Origin of the sequence: Streptomyces sp. NPDC006733, from assembly GCF_040636125.1 — a bacterium.
In the GTDB taxonomy this organism is placed as follows: domain Bacteria; phylum Actinomycetota; class Actinomycetes; order Streptomycetales; family Streptomycetaceae; genus Actinacidiphila.
Window position 1 is genome coordinate 112,576 of the sequence record NZ_JBEYJD010000015.1, and the last position, 17,100, is coordinate 129,675.

Genomic DNA, 17,100 nt, shown 5'->3' on the forward strand with positions numbered 1-17,100 from the left:
GTGTGGTGGAGGTGCCGCGATTGAATTCGTACGAATACGACATGACGTGACCGTATGTCGGACGACAACTGCGCATGTTTGTCACGAGTATGACGAAACGTCACATATGGGACACGAGACGGCAGTTGATCAACTGCGCTGCTCCACACGCCATGTTGATCAACTGACGTCTCCCATGTGCCCCTTGGCGAGAGCCCCGTCGCCGTCAGCCCAACACCTCTGCCAGGCGCCGCCATTCGGCACGCGGCAGCACCGATCGGGCCTGGCCGGTGACGACTTGCAGGGCAACGTGGTCAGCGCCGGCCGTACGGAAGGATTTGATCCGGCCGAGGATGTGGTCGTCGTCGCCCCAGGCGAAGACGGTGTCGATCAGACGGTCACTGCCGCCGCCGGTGAAGTCCCCCTCCTCGAAGCCGAGTCGGAGGAAACTGTTGGTGTAGTTCGGCATCGCCAGGTAGGGGGCGAGGTAGCCGCGCGCGATCCCGCGGGCGACGTCCGGGTCCTTCTCCAGCACGATCTTGAACTCGGGCGCCAGCAGAGGCCCTTCGCCCAGGAGCGCGCGGGCCTGCTCGGTGTGCTCCGGCGTGACGAGGTACGGGTGCGCGCCGCCCGCCCGGTCGCGGGACAGCTCCAGCATCTTCGGGCCCAGGGCGGCCAGCACCCGCCGTCCGGCCGGTACGGGCGCGGGCGCGGCGTCCAGCGCGTCCAGGTAGGCCACCATCGCCGAGTACGGCCGCCGGTAGCGGTCGGAGAGCTGGGCGTGGCTCACCCCGAGGCCGAGCAGGAAGCGGCCCGGGTGGGCCGCCTCGACCTCGGCCGTGCGCGCGGCGACCGCGTCCGCCTCGTGGTCCCAGATGCTGAGGATCCCGGTGGCGACCGTGATGCGCGGGGAGGCGTCGAGCACCCGGGCCGCGTCCTCGACGGAGGCGCTGCCGCCCAGCCAGATCGCGCCGAAGCCCAGCTCGTCCAGCTCGGCCGCCGCCTCGGCGATCTCGCCGCGCAGCTCCGGATCGTCCGAGCGCATACCGCCGTTCCAGATCCCGTACCGGCCGACCGACTCCCGGGCGTCCGTGCCGCCGCCGCTGTCCTTGCTCCCCATGTCCGGGCTCCCCGTCCTCGCCGCTATCTCCGGTGCGTGCTGTCGGCAACCCGCTCGCCGACCGCCGTATTCCGCGCGCCCGCCCCGGCCGCACGGGGCCCCGTCCGCCCTTTCTCAGGAGATTCACAGGTTTCCGAAAGACTGCTCTCAGGGCCCCCTCGCAGGCTCGACCCATGCCTTCCTCCCCCGCGGCGGCCTCCGCCGAGCTGTCCCGCCCCGACGGGTCCCCGGTCCGTGTCCTCGTCGTCGACGACGAGACCGCCCTCTCCGATCTGCTCTCCATGGCCCTGCGCTACGAGGGCTGGGAAGTCCGTACCGCGGCCGACGGCGCCGGGGCGCTGCGCGCCGCCCGCGACACCCGGCCGGACGCCGTCGTGCTCGACGTGATGCTGCCCGACATGGACGGCCTGGAGGTGCTCGCCCGGCTGCGCCGCGAGACCCCCGACGTGCCGGTGCTCTTCCTCACCGCCAAGGACGCGGTCGAGGACCGGATCGCCGGCCTGACGGCGGGCGGCGACGACTACGTCACCAAGCCGTTCAGCCTGGAGGAGGTCGTGGCCCGGCTGCGCGGGCTGATGCGCCGCTCGGGCGCCGCCGCGGCACGCAGCGAATCCCTGCTGGTCGTCGGCGACCTCGTACTGAACGAGGACAGCCACGAGGTGTACCGCGGGGACGACTCGATCCACCTCACCGCCACCGAGTTCGAGCTGCTGCGCTTCCTGATGCGCAACCCGCGCCGGGTGCTCAGCAAGGCGCAGATCCTCGACCGCGTCTGGTCCTACGACTTCGGCGGTCAGGCCAACGTGGTCGAGCTCTACATCTCCTACCTGCGGCGGAAGATCGACGCCGGACGCGCCCCGATGATCCACACCCGGCGGGGGGCGGGCTACCTGATCAAGCCGGGCGAGGCGGCGTGAGGACCGCCCGCCGCCGTCCCTGGCCGCTGCGGGGCCGCCCCTGGTCGCTCCGGCGCCGGCTCGTGGTGTCGTCCGTCGCGCTGGTCGCCGTCGTGTGCGCGGTGATCGGCACGGTCACCGCGATCGCCCTGCACACCTACCTGTACGGGCAGCTCGACACCCAGCTCGCCGCCGTCGCGCACCGCGCCGGCGGCCCGCCGCCCGGCGCCACGATGCTGCCGCACCTGGGGTCCGGCAACGACCTGGGGTTCGTCATCGGCGGCGGCCAGCCGGTCGGCACGATCGGCGCGAAGGTCGTCGACGGGCGGATCACGGCGACCGCGATCAGCGCCCAGCGGGAGAGCGGCGAGGCGGTCCCGCAGGTGACCCCCGAGTCCCTCGCGGCCGCGCAGACCGCGGTCCTCGCCGACCTGCCGCTCGACGGCGGCGCGCACAGCATCGACGTCCCCGGCCTCGGCGCGTACCGCATGCAGTCGGTCGCGACGCAGGACGGCACGTACCTCGTCGGGATCCGGGCCTCCGGCGTGCGGGACACCCTCGACACCCTCGTCTGGGTGGAGGTGTGCGTGACCGCCGCCGGGCTCGCGGCCGCCGGGCTCGCCGGGACCGCCCTGATCCGCATCTCCCTCCAACCGCTGCGGCGCGTCGCCGCGACCGCCTCCCGGGTGTCGGAACTGACGCTGCACCGCGGGGAGGTGGCGCTGCACGAGCGGGTACCGGCGGCGGACACCGACCCGCGCACCGAGGTCGGCCAGGTCGGCGCGTCCCTCAACCGGCTGCTCGGACACGTCGGCTCCGCGCTGCACTCCCGGCAGGAGAGCGAGACGCGGGTGCGGCGCTTCGTCGCCGACGCCAGCCACGAGCTGCGCACCCCGCTCGCCTCGATCCGCGGCTACGCGGAGCTGACCCGGCGCGGCCGGGAGGACGTCGGCCCCGACACCCGGCACGCGCTGGGCCGCATCGAGTCCGAGGCCGGACGGATGACGTCGCTGGTCGAGGACCTGCTGATGCTCGCCCGGCTGGACTCCGGACGGCCGCTGAGCCTGGCCGCCACCGACCTGTCGCCGCTCGTCGTGGACTCCGTCAGCGACGCGCGGGCCGCCGGCCCCGACCACGTCTGGCGGCTGGACCTGCCCGACGAGCCGGCCACCGTCCACGGGGACGCGGAGCGGCTGCAGCAGGTGCTGGCGAACCTGCTGGGCAACGCCCGCACCCACACCCCGCCGGGCACGACCGTGACCGCGCGCGTCACCGGCGACCGGCACCACGGAGTGCTGCTCCAAGTGGTGGACGACGGGCCGGGCATCCCGCCCGACCTCACGCCGTACATCTTCGAACGGTTCGCGCGCGGCGACGCGTCGCGCGCCCGCGGCGCCGGATCGGGCTCCACCGGTCTGGGGCTGGCGATCGTGCACTCCGTGGTCGCGGCGCACGGCGGCCGCGTGTGGGTGGAGAGCGCCCCGGGCCGCACCGCCTTCACCGTCCAACTCCCCGGCCCCACAGGGACGTTGTCCGCACAGGACGCCGCCTCGGCCGAGGCCGGGGACTCACAGCGGAGCCTCAGGTTCACCACAAGGTCGTGACAGCGCGGCGGTGGAGCGTCGGGGTATGCGAACCCACCTCGGCACCCTGCCGTCCCGGCAGCACCTGCCGGTCGCACACAGCGACCCGGTGCTCGACGTCGTCATCCCCGTCCACAACGAGGAGAACGACCTGGAGCCGTGTGTCAGACGCTTGCACGCGCACCTGGCAGGCACCTTCCCCTACCCCTTCCGGATCACCATCGCGGACAACGCGAGCACCGACCTCACGGAGGCCGTCGCGAAGAGCCTCGCGGCGGAGATCCCCGAGGTCGCGTCCTTCCGGCTCGACCAGAAGGGGCGCGGGCGGGCCCTGCGGGCCGTCTGGACGCGGTCCGAGGCGCCGGTGCTCGCCTACATGGACGTCGATCTCTCGACGGACCTGAACGCGCTGCTGCCGCTGGTCGCCCCGCTGATCTCCGGCCACTCGGACCTGGCGATCGGCTCCCGGCTGACCCGCAGCTCGCGCGTCGTGCGCGGCGCCAAGCGCGAGTTCATCTCCCGCACGTACAACCTGATCCTGCGCGGCTCGCTCGCTGCCCGCTTCTCCGACGCGCAGTGCGGCTTCAAGGCGATCCGCAAGGACGTCGCCGAGCGGCTGCTGCCGATGGTGGAGGACACCGGCTGGTTCTTCGACACCGAGATGCTGGTGCTCGCGGAGCGCGCGGGGCTGCGGATCCACGAGGTGCCGGTCGACTGGGTCGACGACCCCGACAGCACCGTGGACATCGTCCGCACGGCCGCCGACGACCTCAAGGGCGTCTGGCGGGTGGGCCGCGCGCTCGCCACCGGGGCGCTCGCGCTCGACCGGCTGCGCCGCCCCTTCGGCGACGACCCGCGCGACCGTGAACTGGGCGGCGTGCCACCGGGCCTCGCCCGCCAGCTGGTCGGCTTCTGCGTCGTCGGCGCCCTGAGCACCCTGGTCTACCTGGTGCTGTACTCGGCCTTCCGGCTCGGGCTCGGCTCGCAGCCCGCCAACGCGGCCGCGCTGCTGGTCTCCGCGATCGGCAACACCGCCGCCAACCGCCGGCTGACCTTCGGCGTCCGGGGCCGGGAACAGGCCGTCCGGCACCAGGCGCAGGGCCTGGTCGTCTTCGCCATCGGCCTCGCGCTGACCAGCGGGTCGCTCGCCGCGCTGCAGGCGGCCAACACCCGTCCCTCGCACGGCACGGAACTCGCCGTCCTCATCGCCGCCAACCTCGCGGCGACGGTGCTGCGCTTCCTGCTCTTCCGCGCCTGGGTCTTCCCGTCGGGGGCGGCGACCGCCGCCGGGCCGGAACCGGCCCGCGAGTACGCGCTCGCGACCGCTGACGACCACGAGCCGGTCCTCGCACACGGCTCCGCCCACGCCACCGGCGACTTCGACCACAGACACCACCACACCCCCGACCTCGACCACGACTCCGACCCGAGGAGCGCACGATGACCGCGCCGTACAGCACCCCGGCCGACCTCCCGGCCGCCGGGCCGCCCCCGCAGCCCGCCGAGCTGCCCGGCCCGGTGACCCGCACCCCCGTGCCCGAGCACGCGCCCCCGCCCGGCGCACCGCCCGCGACCGTGCCGTCCGGCCCGGCCGTGCCGCCCGGCCCCCGGGGCTTCGCGGTGCGCGTCTGGAGGGGCCGTCCCGAGGACGCCCGCTGGGTGCGTCCCGCCTTCCTGGCGCTGCTGGCGGTGACCGCCGCGCTGTACCTGTGGGACCTGAGCGCGTCCGGCTACGCCAACTCCTTCTACAGCGCCGCGGTCCAGGCGGGCAGCGAGAGCTGGAAGGCGATGTTCTTCGGCTCGTCCGACGCGGCGAACTCGATCACCGTCGACAAGCCCCCGGCCTCGCTCTGGCCGATGGAGATCGCCGTCCGGATCTTCGGCCTCAACTCCTGGTCGGTCCTGGTCCCCGAAGCGCTGATGGGCGTCGCGACGGTGGGCGTGCTCTACGCCGCCGTCCGCCGCCGCTTCGGCGCCGCGGCCGGGCTGATCGCGGGCGCCGCACTGGCCGTCACCCCGGTCGCCGCCCTGATGTTCCGCTTCAACAACCCGGACGCGATGCTCGCGCTCCTCATGACGGCCGCCGTCTACTGCGTGCTGCGCGCCCTCGAGGGCGCCAGGACGAAGTGGCTGGTCTGGGCGGGCGTCGCCTTCGGCCTCGCCTTCCTGACCAAGACGCTGCAGGCCTTCCTCATCCTCCCGCCGCTCGCGGTCGTCTACGCGGTCGTCGCGCCGACGACGCTGCGCCGGCGCCTCGGCCAACTGGCGCTGGCCGGGCTCGCGCTGCTGGTCTCCTGCGGCTGGTGGGTGGCGATCGTCGAGCTCTGGCCGGCCTCGTCCCGCCCGTACATCGGCGGCTCGCAGGACAACAGCTTCCTGTCGCTGACCTTCGGCTACAACGGCTTCGGCCGCATCACCGGCAACGAGACGGGCAGCGTCGGCGGCGGGGGCGGCGGCCAGGGCGGCGGCCAGTGGGGGAGCACGGGCATCACCCGGCTCTTCGACGGTGACATGGGCGGCCAGATCGCCTGGCTGCTGCCGGCCGCGTTCGTCCTGCTCGTCGCGGGGCTGTGGCTGACCCGACAGGCGCCGCGCACCGACGCCCGGCGCGGCGCGTTCCTCGTCTGGGGCGGCGCGCTGCTGATGACCTTCGGGGTCTTCAGCTTCATGTCGGGCATCTTCCACCAGTACTACAACATCGCCCTGGCCCCCTACATCGCCGCCCTCGTCGGCATGGGCGCCACCCTGCTGTGGGAGAGGCGCACGCACCTCGCCGCCGCGGCGGCGCTGGCCGTGACGGCCGCGGGCACCGGCTACTGGGCGTACGTCCTGCTGGGCCGGGCGTCGGACTGGCACCCGTGGCTGCGCTGGACGGTGCTGGTCGGCGGCCTGGTGGCGGCGGCCGGCCTGCTGCTCGCCGCACGGCTCGGCCGGCGGGCCGCGGCCGCCGTGGCGGGCTTCGGGGTCGCGGCGGCGCTCGCGGCACCGTTCGCGTACACCCTGAACACCGTCGACACCGGGCACAGCGGCTCGATCGTGACGGCGGGACCCGCCGTCCAGGGCGGCATGGGCGGCCCCGGCGGGATGCGCGTCTTCGGTCCCGACGGGACGCCGGGGCAGGGCGGCCAGGGCGGCCGGACCCTGCCCGGCGGCCAGCAGCCGCCGGCGATGCCGGGCGGCGGGCAGAACGGCGGGACCGGCACGCAGGGCCGGCCCGGTCAGGGCGGCCAGGGCCAGACCGGCCCGCAGACGCAGATCTTCCCCGGCGGCGGCACCGACGGCGGGAGGACCGGCGGGCGCGGTGGCGGCGGGATGGGCGGCCTGCTCGACGGCGCCGACGTCAGTTCGGCGATGAAGGCGCTGCTGGAGAAGAACGCCTCCGACTACACCTGGGTCGCGGCGGCCATCGGTTCGCAGAACTCCGCCAGCTACCAACTCGCCACGGGCGAGCCGGTCATGGCCATCGGCGGCTTCAACGGCAGCGACCCGTCACCGACGCTCGCGCAGTTCCAGCGGTACGTCGCCGAGGGGAAGATCCACTACTTCATCTCCTCCGGCGGCGGCATGGGCGGTCAGGGCACGTCGTCCGCGATCAGCACGTGGGTCGCGTCCGCGTTCACCGCGAAGACGGTCGGCACCACCACCGTCTACGACCTGACGAGCCCCGCGAAGAGCTGACGCGGGGCACCGAACAACCCGGAGGGGTGGTTCTCGCAGGTCGACCGACCTGCGAGAACCGCCCCTCCGCCGGGTGGCGGTGTCGTGGCGCCGCTGCCGCGCCGGGCCGAGCGTCCGGAAGCGGCATAGCATCGGGTGCGGGCGGCCCCCGGGCCCACGGACCCGAACGAGCGCGCTCGCCCGAACCTGTCCGTCCGCCCGGAACGGCCCGCCGACCCGGAACACCCGAAGGGAACGCCCGCCATGGCCGAGGACAGCCGCGCGACCGCGCCCGGGGCCAGCGTGTGGCTGCATGAGCGGCCGGCGGCCAAGCGCCGCAGCGAGCAGCCGACCGGCCTGGACCGCGACAAGATCGTGGCGACCGCCGTCCGGCTGCTCGACGCCGACGGCCTCGCCAAGTTCTCGATGCGCAAGCTCGCCGCCGAGTTGGGCGTGACCGCGATGTCCGTCTACTGGTACGTCGACACCAAGGACGACCTGCTGGAGCGCGTCCTGGACGCCGTGCACCGCGAGATCGTGCTGCCGGCCGAGGAGCCGTCCGAGGAGCCGGACGCCGACTGGCGCGACGAGGTGCGCCAACTCGCCCGCGGCTTCCGCGCCATGCTGGTGGCCCACCCCTGGACGGCGCACCTGATCGGCGAGTACCTGAACATCGGCCCGGTCTCGATGGACTTCGCGAACACCGCGATGCGCGCCATGACCCGGTCCGGCCTGCCGACCGAGCAGCTGACCGGCGCGCTCGGCTGCGTCTTCCAGTTCGTCTACGGGTACGGGACCGTCGAGGGCCGCTGGGGCGAGCGGTTCCGCGCCGCCGGCCTGGACGAGGACGAGTTCCTCGCCGACTGGATGGGCGGCGTCGAGGGCCGCCCCGGGTTCGCGCCGTCCCTCGAAGTGCTGGGGCGGCGCTCCACCTCCGTCGCCGAGCAGCGCGAGCGCGACTTCACCTTCGGGCTGGAGTGCGTGATCGCCGGTATCGAGACGATGCGCGACCGCGACCCGCGGACGTGAGGGCGGGCGTCCGGCTCGCCGGGCCGCCGCACCGGAGCGGTGCGGCGCCCGCCGCGTAGGGTTTCCGCATGGCTCCCAAAACGATCGCCACCAACACCACGGCGTCCCTCGACGAGCTGCTGGAGTTCGTCCGTCCGCGCCACCGCGCCATCCTGCTCACCACCCGCGCGGACGGTCGCCCCCAGGGCTCGCCGCTGACCTGCGGGGTCGACGACGCCGGGCGGATCGTCGTGTCGACGTACCCCCGAGCGGGCCAAGACCGCCAACGCCCGGCGGGATCCGCGGACCAGCGTCATCGTCCTGTCGGACGAATGGAACGGCCCCTGGGTGCAGATCGACGGCTCGGCCGAGGTCATCGACGCGCCGGACTCCGTGGAGCCGCTCGTCGAGTACTTCCGCAACATCTCGGGCGAGCACCCGGACTGGGACGAGTACCGGGCCGCGATGATCCAGCAGGGCAAGTCCCTGATCCGCGTCACCCCCGAGCGCTGGGGCCCGATCGCGACCGGCGGCTTCCCGGCCCGGCTCGCCTGACCTTGCCTGGCCTCGCCTGACCTCCTCAGACCGCGGGCAGTTCGGTCCCGCGCACCGCCTGGACGGCGAGTTCGATCCTCAGCGTGGTGCCGATGGCGGCGATACCGGCCTGGACGACCTGGTTGTAGTTCAGCGCGAAGTCGGCGCGGCGCAGCTCGGTGGTGGCGCGGAAGGCGGTGCGCAGGCCGCCCCACGGGTCGGGGCCGGTGCCGAGGTACGCCAGGTCGAGGTCGACGGGCCGCGTCACGCCGTGCAGGGACAGCTCGCCCCGCACGGTCCAGCGGTCCTCGCCGGCCGGCTCCAGGCCGCCCGTGCTGCGGTAGGTGATCTTCGGGTGGGCGGCGGTGTCGAGGAAGTCGGGGGAGCGCAGGTGGCTGTCCCGCAGGGTGTTGCCGGTGTCGATCGACGCGGCCTCGATGACGGCGTCGACGGATGACGCGGCCGTCCGCCCGTCGATCTCGATCCGCCCGCCGAACTGCGTGAACCGGCCCTGCACGCTGGAGATCCCGAGGTGCTGGGCGGTCGCGGTGACGGAGGAGTGCGCGGGGTCGATGGTCCAGGCGCCGGGCGGCGGCAGTTCCACGCCGCCCGCCCGGGAGAGCGTCACGGTGCCGGCGTCGGCGGAACCCGACGCGGTGACGATCGCGGTCGAGGCCGCGGGCAGGTAGCCGATCGCGGTCACGATGGCGGTGTAGGCGCCGGCGGGCAGCGGTCCGGTACGGACGACGCCGTCGCCATCGGCCTCCCCGCGGTCGACTTGACTGCCCGTCATGTCGGTGACGGTCAGCACCGCGTGCGAGACGGCCCAGCCGTCCCTGGTGCGTACGCGGGCCCGCAGGCCGGGGCTGCTCATCGAGGTTCGCCTTCCGTGAGGTCCCGCCGGCGGCCCGTGGGCCCGGCGGTGGTGCCGTTGATCGCCGGGCGGGCCCGTTGGACGGAGCCCGCCCGGCGAGGGATCCGGGCGGCGGCCTCGGCCGTCCCCTGCTCCGGCCGTCGCCCGGATCCCGATTCCTCCGGACCGGCCCGCACTTCTCCGCAGGAGTGCGGGCCTCCCGTCCGGAAGCCCTGTCCCCCTGCCCGGCAACTCTCCGGGGCAGGGGAGCTGTTCCCGTTACCCCTCGGGGTGGTGGAGCTCGACGTCGAACTCCTCGGCGCCGCGCCCCTGCAGGCTCAACGCGGTGGCCAGCGGCGGGTAACCGCTCGCGACGAGCGAGTACTCGCCCGCGCCGAGGTCGGTGAACGCGTACGCGCCGTCGGCGCCGGTGGTCGTGGTGCCGGCCACGTTCCCCGCCGCGTCCACGAGGACGACCTTGGCGTCCGGCAGCGGCCGCCGGTCGGCGCCCGCCCGGACGATGCCGCACACCTGCGCACCGGGCTGGAGCGCGATCTCGACGCGGGTCGCGCCGGTGCCGCCGACCTCGACGGGCAGTGCCGCCGGCCGGTGGCCGGGCGCGTTCACGGCGACGGTGAAGTCGCCCGCGGGCAGCTCGGCGAAGGCGAACGTGCCGTCGTCACCGGTCTTCCCGGTGCCCAGCACCTCGCCGCGCACGTCGGTCACGACGACCATCGCCTCGACGACGGGCAGGTTGTCGAGCGCGCCCAGCACGGTGCCGGCGAGGCCGCCCGCGCCGCTGAGCACCACGTCGAACGACAGCGCCGCGTCGCCGACCAGCACGGTCGACGCCTGCGGCTGGTGGCCGTCGGCCGCCGCGATCAGGACGTACGAGCCGGCCTCGGGCGCCTGGAGGAGGTAGCGGCCGTCGGTGCCGGTGACGGACCGGCCCAGCTGCTGTCCCTGGAGCGAGATCAGGGTGACCTTGGCGTGGTTGATGGCCGTGCCGTCGGTGATCTTGACGGTGCCGAAGACGGGCGTACCGCCGTCGCCGGGCCGGGCGTCCAGCACCGCCACCGGGGTCATCGCGGCCACCTCCTTGGCGAACGAGGTCGCGGGTGTCACCGCCCCGGCGCTCTCGGTGCTCCCGGCCGTCCCGGTGCGGTCGGCGGGAGCCGCCTCCGCGCCGTTCGCGACCTGCTGCAGACCGCTGTTGGTCTTGAGCGCGACCTCCTTGACGAAGATCACCAGGAGCAGGGCGACGAGCGCGAACGGTGCCGCGTACAGGAAGGCGTCACCGATGCCGCGCCCGTACGCGCTCTCCACGACGCCCCTGACGGGGGCCGGGAGCTTCGCGACGTCCGGGATGCCGCCGCCGTCGCCGCCCTTGATGCCCAGCTCCGCCAGGCCGTCGGAGACCAGGTTCGTGACGCGGCTGCCGAGGACGGCGCCGAGCGCCGAGACGCCGACCGCGCCACCGAGCGAACGGAAGAACGTGACGAGCGAGCTGGCCGCGCCGAGGTCCGCGGGCGTGACCTGGTTCTGCACGGCGAGCACGAGGTTCTGCATCATCATGCCGACGCCGAGCCCCAGGAGCGCCATGTAGACGGCGACCTGCCAGTACGGGGTGTCGTAGCGCAGCAGGCCCAGCGTCGCCGCGCCGGCGGTCAGGAAGACACCGCCGCCGACCAGGAAGCCCTTCCAGCGGCCGGTCCTGGTGATGACCTGGCCCGAGACCGTCGAGGAGATGAACAGGCCCGCGATGAGCGGGATGGTCATCACGCCGGACATGGTCGGGGTCTTGCCGCGCGCCAGCTGGAAGTACTGGCTCAGGAAGACGGTGCCGGCGAACATCGCGACGCCGACGAAGAGGGAGGCGATCGAGGTGAGAGTGATCGTCTTGTTGCGGAAGAGCCGCAGCGGGATGATCGGCTCGGTGGCCTTGGACTCGACCAGCAGGAAGATCAGGCCGAGCACGACGGCGCCGGGCACCATCACGTAGGTCTGCCACGACAGCCACGGGTAGTTGGTGCCGCCGAGCGAGACCCAGATCATCAGCAGGCTGACGGCCGCGGAGATGAAGAACGCCCCGGACCAGTCGATCTTGACCTTCCGCTTGACCACCGGCAGGTGCAGCGTCTTCTGCAGCACGATGAGCGCGATGATCGCGAACGGGACGCCGACGTAGAAGCACCAGCGCCAGCCGAGCCAGTCGGTGTCGACGATGACGCCGCCGACGAGCGGGCCGCCCACGGTCGCGACGGCGAAGACGGCGCCGAGGTAGCCGCTGTAGCGACCGCGCTCGCGCGGGGAGATCATCGCCGCCATGATCACCTGGGTGAGGGCCGACAGGCCGCCGGCGCCGACGCCCTGGAGCACGCGGCAGGCGATCAGCATGCCGGGGTTGGTGGAGAACCCGGCGATGATCGAGCCGAGCACGTAGATGACCAGGGCTATCTGGATCAGCAGCTTCTTGCTGACCAGGTCGGACATCTTGCCCCAGAGCGGGGTGGTGGCGGTGACCGCGAGCAGGGCGGCGGTGACCACCCAGGTGTACGCGCTCTGGCCGCCGCCGATGTCCGCCAGGATGGCGGGCAGGGCGTTCGAGACGATCGTGGAGGAGAGGATCGCCACGAACAGGCCGAGCAGCAGCCCGGACAGCGCCTCCATGATCTGCCGGTGCGACATGGGGGCCGCGTGCCCGCCGTGGGCTTCCGCCTCCCGCACACCGGTGGGTGTGGTTGTAGCCATCTTCGTCCTTGTCAGTTCGCGTGTGTACGGGGTGGGTGGGATGCACCGGCCGGAACGGCCGGGTCGCCGACGGGGCGGGCCCGGCAGTCGCCGAAGCTCAGGCGCAGCCGTTCCAGCAGGCCGGACAGCAGGTCGACGTCGTCGTCGGACCAGTCGTTCAGATGGGCCGCCAGCACCTCGGCGGCACGGTCGGAAGCGGCGGCCAGCACCTTTTCCCCGTGCTCGTTCAGGCGCAGCAGCCGGGATCGCTTGTCCTGGGCATCGGCCGTGCGGACGATCCAGCCGCGCTCGGCGAGATGGGCGACATGTCGACTGGTGACCGAGATGTCGATGTCGAGGTACTCGGCGAGCCTGCTCATCCGCATCTCGCCGTGCCGGCCGAGGGCCATGAGGACGCCGACGGTCGCGGGCGGGGTCTCGGGCGGCAGCGCCCGGCCCACTTCCCTGCCGACGCCGACGACGACGCGCAACCGGCGCGCGAGTTCCGCGCAGTGCTCCTTCGTCGCCACGGCTGCCCGCCGATCCCCTCGATGCCATTTGGTTGCCTTAAGCAACTGTAGGATTGGTTGGTTGCTACAGGCAAATGAATACCGGCCGGATCGGGTCAAGAATCCTCAAAGGAACCGCCCGCCCCCGGCAAAGCGGGGCGGGCGGTGGCCCGCTGCCGCGGGCCGGCTCCGAGGGCCAGGAGGGTCAGGCGGACGCGACCGACAGGCGGTCCAGCTCCTCGGACGTCAGCTTCAGGTCCGCCACCGCCAGCAGCGCCGGCAACTGCTCCACGGTGCGCGCGCTGGCGATCGGCGCCGCGACCGTCGGCTGCGCCGCCAGCCAGGCCAGCGCCACGGTCGGGACCTCGGCGTCGTGCGCCCGCGCGACCTCGTCCAGCGCCACCAGCACCCGCTGCCCCCGCTCGGTGGCCAGGTACGTGCCGGCCTTGCCCGCCCGCGGGCTGTCCACCACGGCGCCGGCCCGGTACTTGCCGGTCAGGAAGCCCGAGGCCAGTGCGGAGTAGGGGACGGAGGAGAGGCCGTGCGCGGCGACGACGTCGGCCATCGCGGCCTCGTACTCCGTGCGCTCCACCAGGTTGTAGAGCTGCTGCAGCGCGACGTACGAGGCCAGCCCCTCGCGCTGGGAGAACAGCAGCGACTCGGACAGCCGCTCCGGGGAGATGTTGGACGCGGCGATCTGCCGCACCTTGCCCTCGCGCACCAGCTCGTCCAGGGCGCCGATGATCTCCTCGACCGGGACCTGCGGGTCGTCGAAGTGCGTGTAGTAGAGGTCGATGTACTCGGTGCCGAGCCGGCGCAGCGACGCCTCGGCGGCGGCCCGGATGTTCCCGGCCCGCAGTCCCTTGAAGTCCGGGTGGCTGTGGACCTTGGTCGCGACCACCACCGTCTCCCGGTTGCCGCGCGAGGCCAGCCACTTCCCGATGAGGGTCTCCGACTCGCCGCCCGAGTTGCCCGGGGCCCAGGCGGAGTAGCTGTCGGCGGTGTCGACGAAGTTGCCGCCGGCCGCCGTGTACGCGTCCAGTACGGCGAAGCTCTGCGCCTCGTCGGCCGTCCAGCCGAACACGTTGCCGCCGAGGGCGAGCGGGAAGACGTCCAGGTCAGATGTTCCGATGCGTGCCATGGGGAACATCAACGAGGCCGCGGCGGGCGGTATTCCGCCGTGGCCCGGAATGGCCCCGAACGAGGCATTGCCGGACGGCTGGACCGATGGCCGGACCGCCACCCGGGGGTGCCCCCGATTCCGCTTGTTCGCTAAGGTCGGGCAGCATGTCGAACCCTGAGAACAATTACGACCCCGCCGGCGACACCCAGATGTTCCGCGCCTTCGTCGAGGAGCCGCAGCAACAGCAGCAGCAGCAGGCTCAGACCGGGTCCGGCAGCCGCACGGGCCTGATCATCGGCATCGTCGTCGCCGTCCTCGTGATCGCCGGGGTCGTCGCGCTCGCGATGCGCTGACGCACCGCCCACGGGCAGCGGCCCGGGGCACCTCGCTCACGTGAGGGTGACGTCCCGGGTCTCGATGTGCATCCCCAGCGGAACGCGCCAGGCGTCCACGCAGACCTCCCAGGTCTGGGCCTTGGAGGCGCCGCCCGCCAGGGGCACCGGCACCGGTTTCGTGGTCTCGATCGTCGCCCAGTCGATGCCGAGGCCGCCGATGATGTGGGTGCCGAAGGTGACGCTGCCCGAAGTCGCCGCTCTGCCGCCGGAATTGGTGAAGGTGACCGTCACCTTCTCGCACCACCGGTCCGCGGCCGGAGCGCGCTTCGGCGTGCTCACGGTCAGCCGCGCGGGCGTCGCCGGCGGGGTCGTGCCCGGCGGGGACGTGTGCGGAGGTGTCGTGCCGGGTGGCGCGGGCGTCGTCGTGCCGCTGCCTCCCGCTGGTGGGTTCGCCGGTGCGCCCGGCGCCGTGGAGCCGCCCTGGACCCGTCCCGGGGTCGTCCCCGGGGCCCCCGTCGAGCCCGGGTCCGAGCCTGGTGAACCGGGCGGCGAGCCCGGTGTCGAACCGGGCGCCGGCGGTGCGCCCGAGGTGGACGGTCTGCCGGATCCCGGCGGTGCCGGGCCGTCCAGCGGCACCAGCTCGACCGGTCCGACCCGCGGTACGTCCCCCGTCGCGCCGCCCTGCGAGGGACCGACCCCGCCGACCGCCACGTACCCGTCGTCGCTCGCCGTGCCGCAGCCGGCCGTCGTCAGCGCCAGCAGCAGGACCGCGCCCACCGCCGGGACGGCGAGTGCCGCGCCCCGGCGGCCAGACATCCGTGCTATCGCGACCATCGCGCCAGTCTACTGACGGAACGTCAGCAAACCAGCGGGCCGGTCTATTCCGCTGTCAGGCCGTCCCGGAGCTGTGCGAGCGTGCGGGTGAGCAGCCGGGAGACGTGCATCTGGGAGATGCCGACCTCCTCGCCGATCTGCGACTGCGTCATGTTCGCGAAGAACCGCAGCATGATGATCTGGCGCTCGCGCGGTGGCAGTTGGGCCAGCAGCGGCTTGAGGGACTCGCGGTACTCCACGCCCTCCAGCGCGGTGTCCTCGTAGCCGAGGCGGTCCGCGAGGGTGCCCTCTCCGCCGTCGTCCTCGGGCGGCGGAGAGTCCAGCGAGCTGGCCGTGTAGGCGTTGCCGACCGCGAGGCCGTCGACGACGTCCTCCTCGGACACGCCCAGGCAGACCGCCAGTTCGGCGACGGTGGGCGACCTGTCCAGCTTCTGCGCCAGCTCGTCGCTCGCCTTGGTGAGCGCCAGCCGCAGCTCCTGCAGCCGCCGCGGCACCCGCACCGACCACGACGTGTCGCGGAAGAACCGCTTCACCTCGCCGACGATGGTGGGCATCGCGAACGTCGGGAACTCGACGCCGCGGTTGCAGTCGAAGCGGTCGATCGCCTTGATCAGGCCGATCGTGCCCACCTGGACGATGTCTTCCATCGGCTCGTTGCGGCTGCGGAAGCGGGCCGCCGCATACCGAACAAGTGGCAGATTCAGCTCGATGAGCGTGTCACGCACATAGGTTTTCTCCGGACTGTCCTGTGCCAGTTCCGCGAGGCGCAGGAACAGCGAACGGGACAGCGTGCGGGTGTCGATGGCTTCGCCGGTGCGTGCATCGATTGGTGCGCTGGTACGGCGCACCTGAGGACTGCCCACCTGAACGGACATGCCACCCCCTTGAGGTCGCGGACGGGTGTCGCGAACGACGGTTTGTTCCTCCACCTGAATACCGGAGGCCGGGTCGCGACAAACGCGGTTCCTGCAGAATGTCACATGTCGGCAACACGCTGTAGCGCCAAGTCGACATATTTCCGCAGGACGGTTCCTCCTCAAGGGTTACGCTTCGAGCTGGTTTGCGGACCTCAGCCGGGCGAAGCTGCGGGAGAGCAGCCGGGACACGTGCATCTGCGAGACGCCGAGCTCGGCACTGATCTGGGACTGCGTCAGATTGCCGAAGTACCGCAGCATCAGGATCCGCCGCTCCCGTTCGGGCAGCTGTACGAGCAGGTGCCGGACGAGGTCGCGGTGCTCCACGCCGACCAGCGCCGGATCCTCGTACCCGAGCCGGTCCAGCAGCCCCGGAGCTCCGTCGCCCTCCTGCGCGGCCTCCAGGGAGGTCGCGTGGTACGCCCGCCCGGCCTCCAGGCAGGCGAGCACCTCCTCCTCGGCCAGCTTCAGCCGCTCGGCGATCTCCCCGGTGGTCGGCGAGCGGCCGTGCAGCACCGTCAGGTCCTCGATCGCCCCGCTCACCTGGACCCACAGCTCGTGGAGCCGGCGGGGGACGTGGACGGTCCGCACGTTGTCCCTGAAGTAACGTTTGATCTCCCCCACCACCGTGGGCATGGCGAAGGTCGGGAACTGCACCCCGCGCTCCGGATCGAAGCGGTCGATGGCGTTGATCAGCCCGATGGTGCCGACCTGGACGACGTCCTCCATGGGCTCGTTCCGGCTGCGGAAGCGGGCCGCCGCGTACCGGACGAGGGGCAGGTTGACCTCGATCAGCGCGGCCCGCACGCGGGCGTGTTCCGGCGTCCCGGGTTCGAGTCCGGAGATCTCCTCGAACAGCACGGTCGTCAGCGCCCGAGCCTCCAGCGCGTTGGCATTGGGCGTACTCGTCCTGCTGCGGGCGAAAGTTGTTGACGCCGTTCGGGCCGACACGGACACACCACCCCTCATCGGTCCACTCATCCGGCAAAACCGGTCATAGCATCACAATTCATGCCCACTGTACG

The 17,100-nt window shown here is 72.8% G+C and carries 14 protein-coding genes and 1 pseudogene; 7 read left to right on the forward strand and 8 right to left on the reverse strand.

Features of this window, described 5'->3' with window-relative positions; genetic code table 11:
• Positions 1-205: 205 nt before the first annotated feature.
• The gene (locus ABZ721_RS15775) at positions 206-1,099 is read right to left on the reverse strand and encodes an LLM class F420-dependent oxidoreductase (protein ID WP_358789180.1); all 894 of its coding nucleotides are present in this window, start codon (positions 1,097-1,099) and stop codon (positions 206-208) included.
• A 173-nt stretch (positions 1,100-1,272) separates the two neighbouring features.
• On the opposite strand from ABZ721_RS15775, the gene ABZ721_RS15780 reads away from it, so the two are divergent.
• The 6 genes and pseudogenes from ABZ721_RS15780 to ABZ721_RS15805 all read left to right on the forward strand — a co-directional run bounded on the left by ABZ721_RS15780 (position 1,273) and on the right by ABZ721_RS15805 (position 8,798).
• Positions 1,273-2,016, forward strand: coding sequence for a response regulator transcription factor (locus ABZ721_RS15780; RefSeq protein ID WP_358789181.1), 744 nt, complete (start codon positions 1,273-1,275; stop codon positions 2,014-2,016).
• On the forward strand, positions 2,013-3,599 hold the full coding sequence (locus ABZ721_RS15785; RefSeq protein WP_358789182.1) for a HAMP domain-containing sensor histidine kinase: 1,587 nt from the start codon (positions 2,013-2,015) through the stop codon (positions 3,597-3,599). The genes ABZ721_RS15780 and ABZ721_RS15785 overlap by 4 nt, the downstream gene beginning before the upstream one ends.
• 25 nt (positions 3,600-3,624) lie before the next feature.
• Positions 3,625-5,022 (forward strand): bifunctional glycosyltransferase family 2/GtrA family protein, encoded by a 1,398-nt coding sequence (locus tag ABZ721_RS15790; protein WP_358789183.1) that lies wholly within the window; start codon positions 3,625-3,627, stop codon positions 5,020-5,022.
• Positions 5,019-7,256, forward strand: a complete 2,238-nt coding sequence (locus ABZ721_RS15795; RefSeq protein WP_358789184.1) for a glycosyltransferase family 39 protein — start codon at positions 5,019-5,021, stop codon at positions 7,254-7,256. Before ABZ721_RS15790 ends, ABZ721_RS15795 begins: the two co-directional genes overlap by 4 nt.
• Before the next feature lie 243 nt (positions 7,257-7,499).
• Complete coding sequence (locus ABZ721_RS15800; protein ID WP_358789185.1) at positions 7,500-8,264, forward strand: TetR/AcrR family transcriptional regulator; 765 nt, start codon at positions 7,500-7,502, stop codon at positions 8,262-8,264.
• Between the two features lie 68 nt (positions 8,265-8,332).
• Positions 8,333-8,798, forward strand: a pseudogene (locus ABZ721_RS15805) (PPOX class F420-dependent oxidoreductase).
• A 25-nt stretch (positions 8,799-8,823) separates the two neighbouring features.
• Here the strand turns inward: ABZ721_RS15805 and ABZ721_RS15810 are convergent.
• The 4 genes from ABZ721_RS15810 to ABZ721_RS15825 all read right to left on the reverse strand — a co-directional run bounded on the left by ABZ721_RS15810 (position 8,824) and on the right by ABZ721_RS15825 (position 14,019).
• Positions 8,824-9,651, reverse strand: a complete 828-nt coding sequence (locus ABZ721_RS15810; RefSeq protein ID WP_358789186.1) for a YceI family protein — start codon at positions 9,649-9,651, stop codon at positions 8,824-8,826.
• A 258-nt stretch (positions 9,652-9,909) separates the two neighbouring features.
• The gene (locus ABZ721_RS15815) at positions 9,910-12,381 is read right to left on the reverse strand and encodes an MFS transporter (protein WP_358789187.1); all 2,472 of its coding nucleotides are present in this window, start codon (positions 12,379-12,381) and stop codon (positions 9,910-9,912) included.
• An 11-nt stretch (positions 12,382-12,392) separates the two neighbouring features.
• The gene (locus ABZ721_RS15820) at positions 12,393-12,890 is read right to left on the reverse strand and encodes a MarR family transcriptional regulator (protein WP_358789188.1); all 498 of its coding nucleotides are present in this window, start codon (positions 12,888-12,890) and stop codon (positions 12,393-12,395) included.
• Between the two features lie 184 nt (positions 12,891-13,074).
• On the reverse strand, positions 13,075-14,019 hold the full coding sequence (locus ABZ721_RS15825) for an aldo/keto reductase (RefSeq protein WP_358789189.1): 945 nt from the start codon (positions 14,017-14,019) through the stop codon (positions 13,075-13,077).
• 137 nt (positions 14,020-14,156) lie between these two features.
• On the opposite strand from ABZ721_RS15825, the gene ABZ721_RS15830 reads away from it, so the two are divergent.
• On the forward strand, positions 14,157-14,345 hold the full coding sequence (locus ABZ721_RS15830; protein WP_358789190.1) for a hypothetical protein: 189 nt from the start codon (positions 14,157-14,159) through the stop codon (positions 14,343-14,345).
• Between the two features lie 36 nt (positions 14,346-14,381).
• Here the strand turns inward: ABZ721_RS15830 and ABZ721_RS15835 are convergent, their stop codons facing one another.
• The 3 genes from ABZ721_RS15835 to ABZ721_RS15845 all read right to left on the reverse strand — a co-directional run bounded on the left by ABZ721_RS15835 (position 14,382) and on the right by ABZ721_RS15845 (position 17,032).
• Positions 14,382-15,161, reverse strand: coding sequence for a hypothetical protein (locus ABZ721_RS15835; protein ID WP_358789191.1), 780 nt, complete (start codon positions 15,159-15,161; stop codon positions 14,382-14,384).
• Positions 15,162-15,205: 44 nt separating this feature from the next.
• The gene (locus tag ABZ721_RS15840; protein ID WP_358789192.1) at positions 15,206-16,036 is read right to left on the reverse strand and encodes an RNA polymerase sigma factor SigF; all 831 of its coding nucleotides are present in this window, start codon (positions 16,034-16,036) and stop codon (positions 15,206-15,208) included.
• 168 nt (positions 16,037-16,204) lie between these two features.
• Positions 16,205-17,032, reverse strand: a complete 828-nt coding sequence (locus ABZ721_RS15845; protein WP_358789193.1) for an RNA polymerase sigma factor SigF — start codon at positions 17,030-17,032, stop codon at positions 16,205-16,207.
• Positions 17,033-17,100 lie beyond the last annotated feature (68 nt).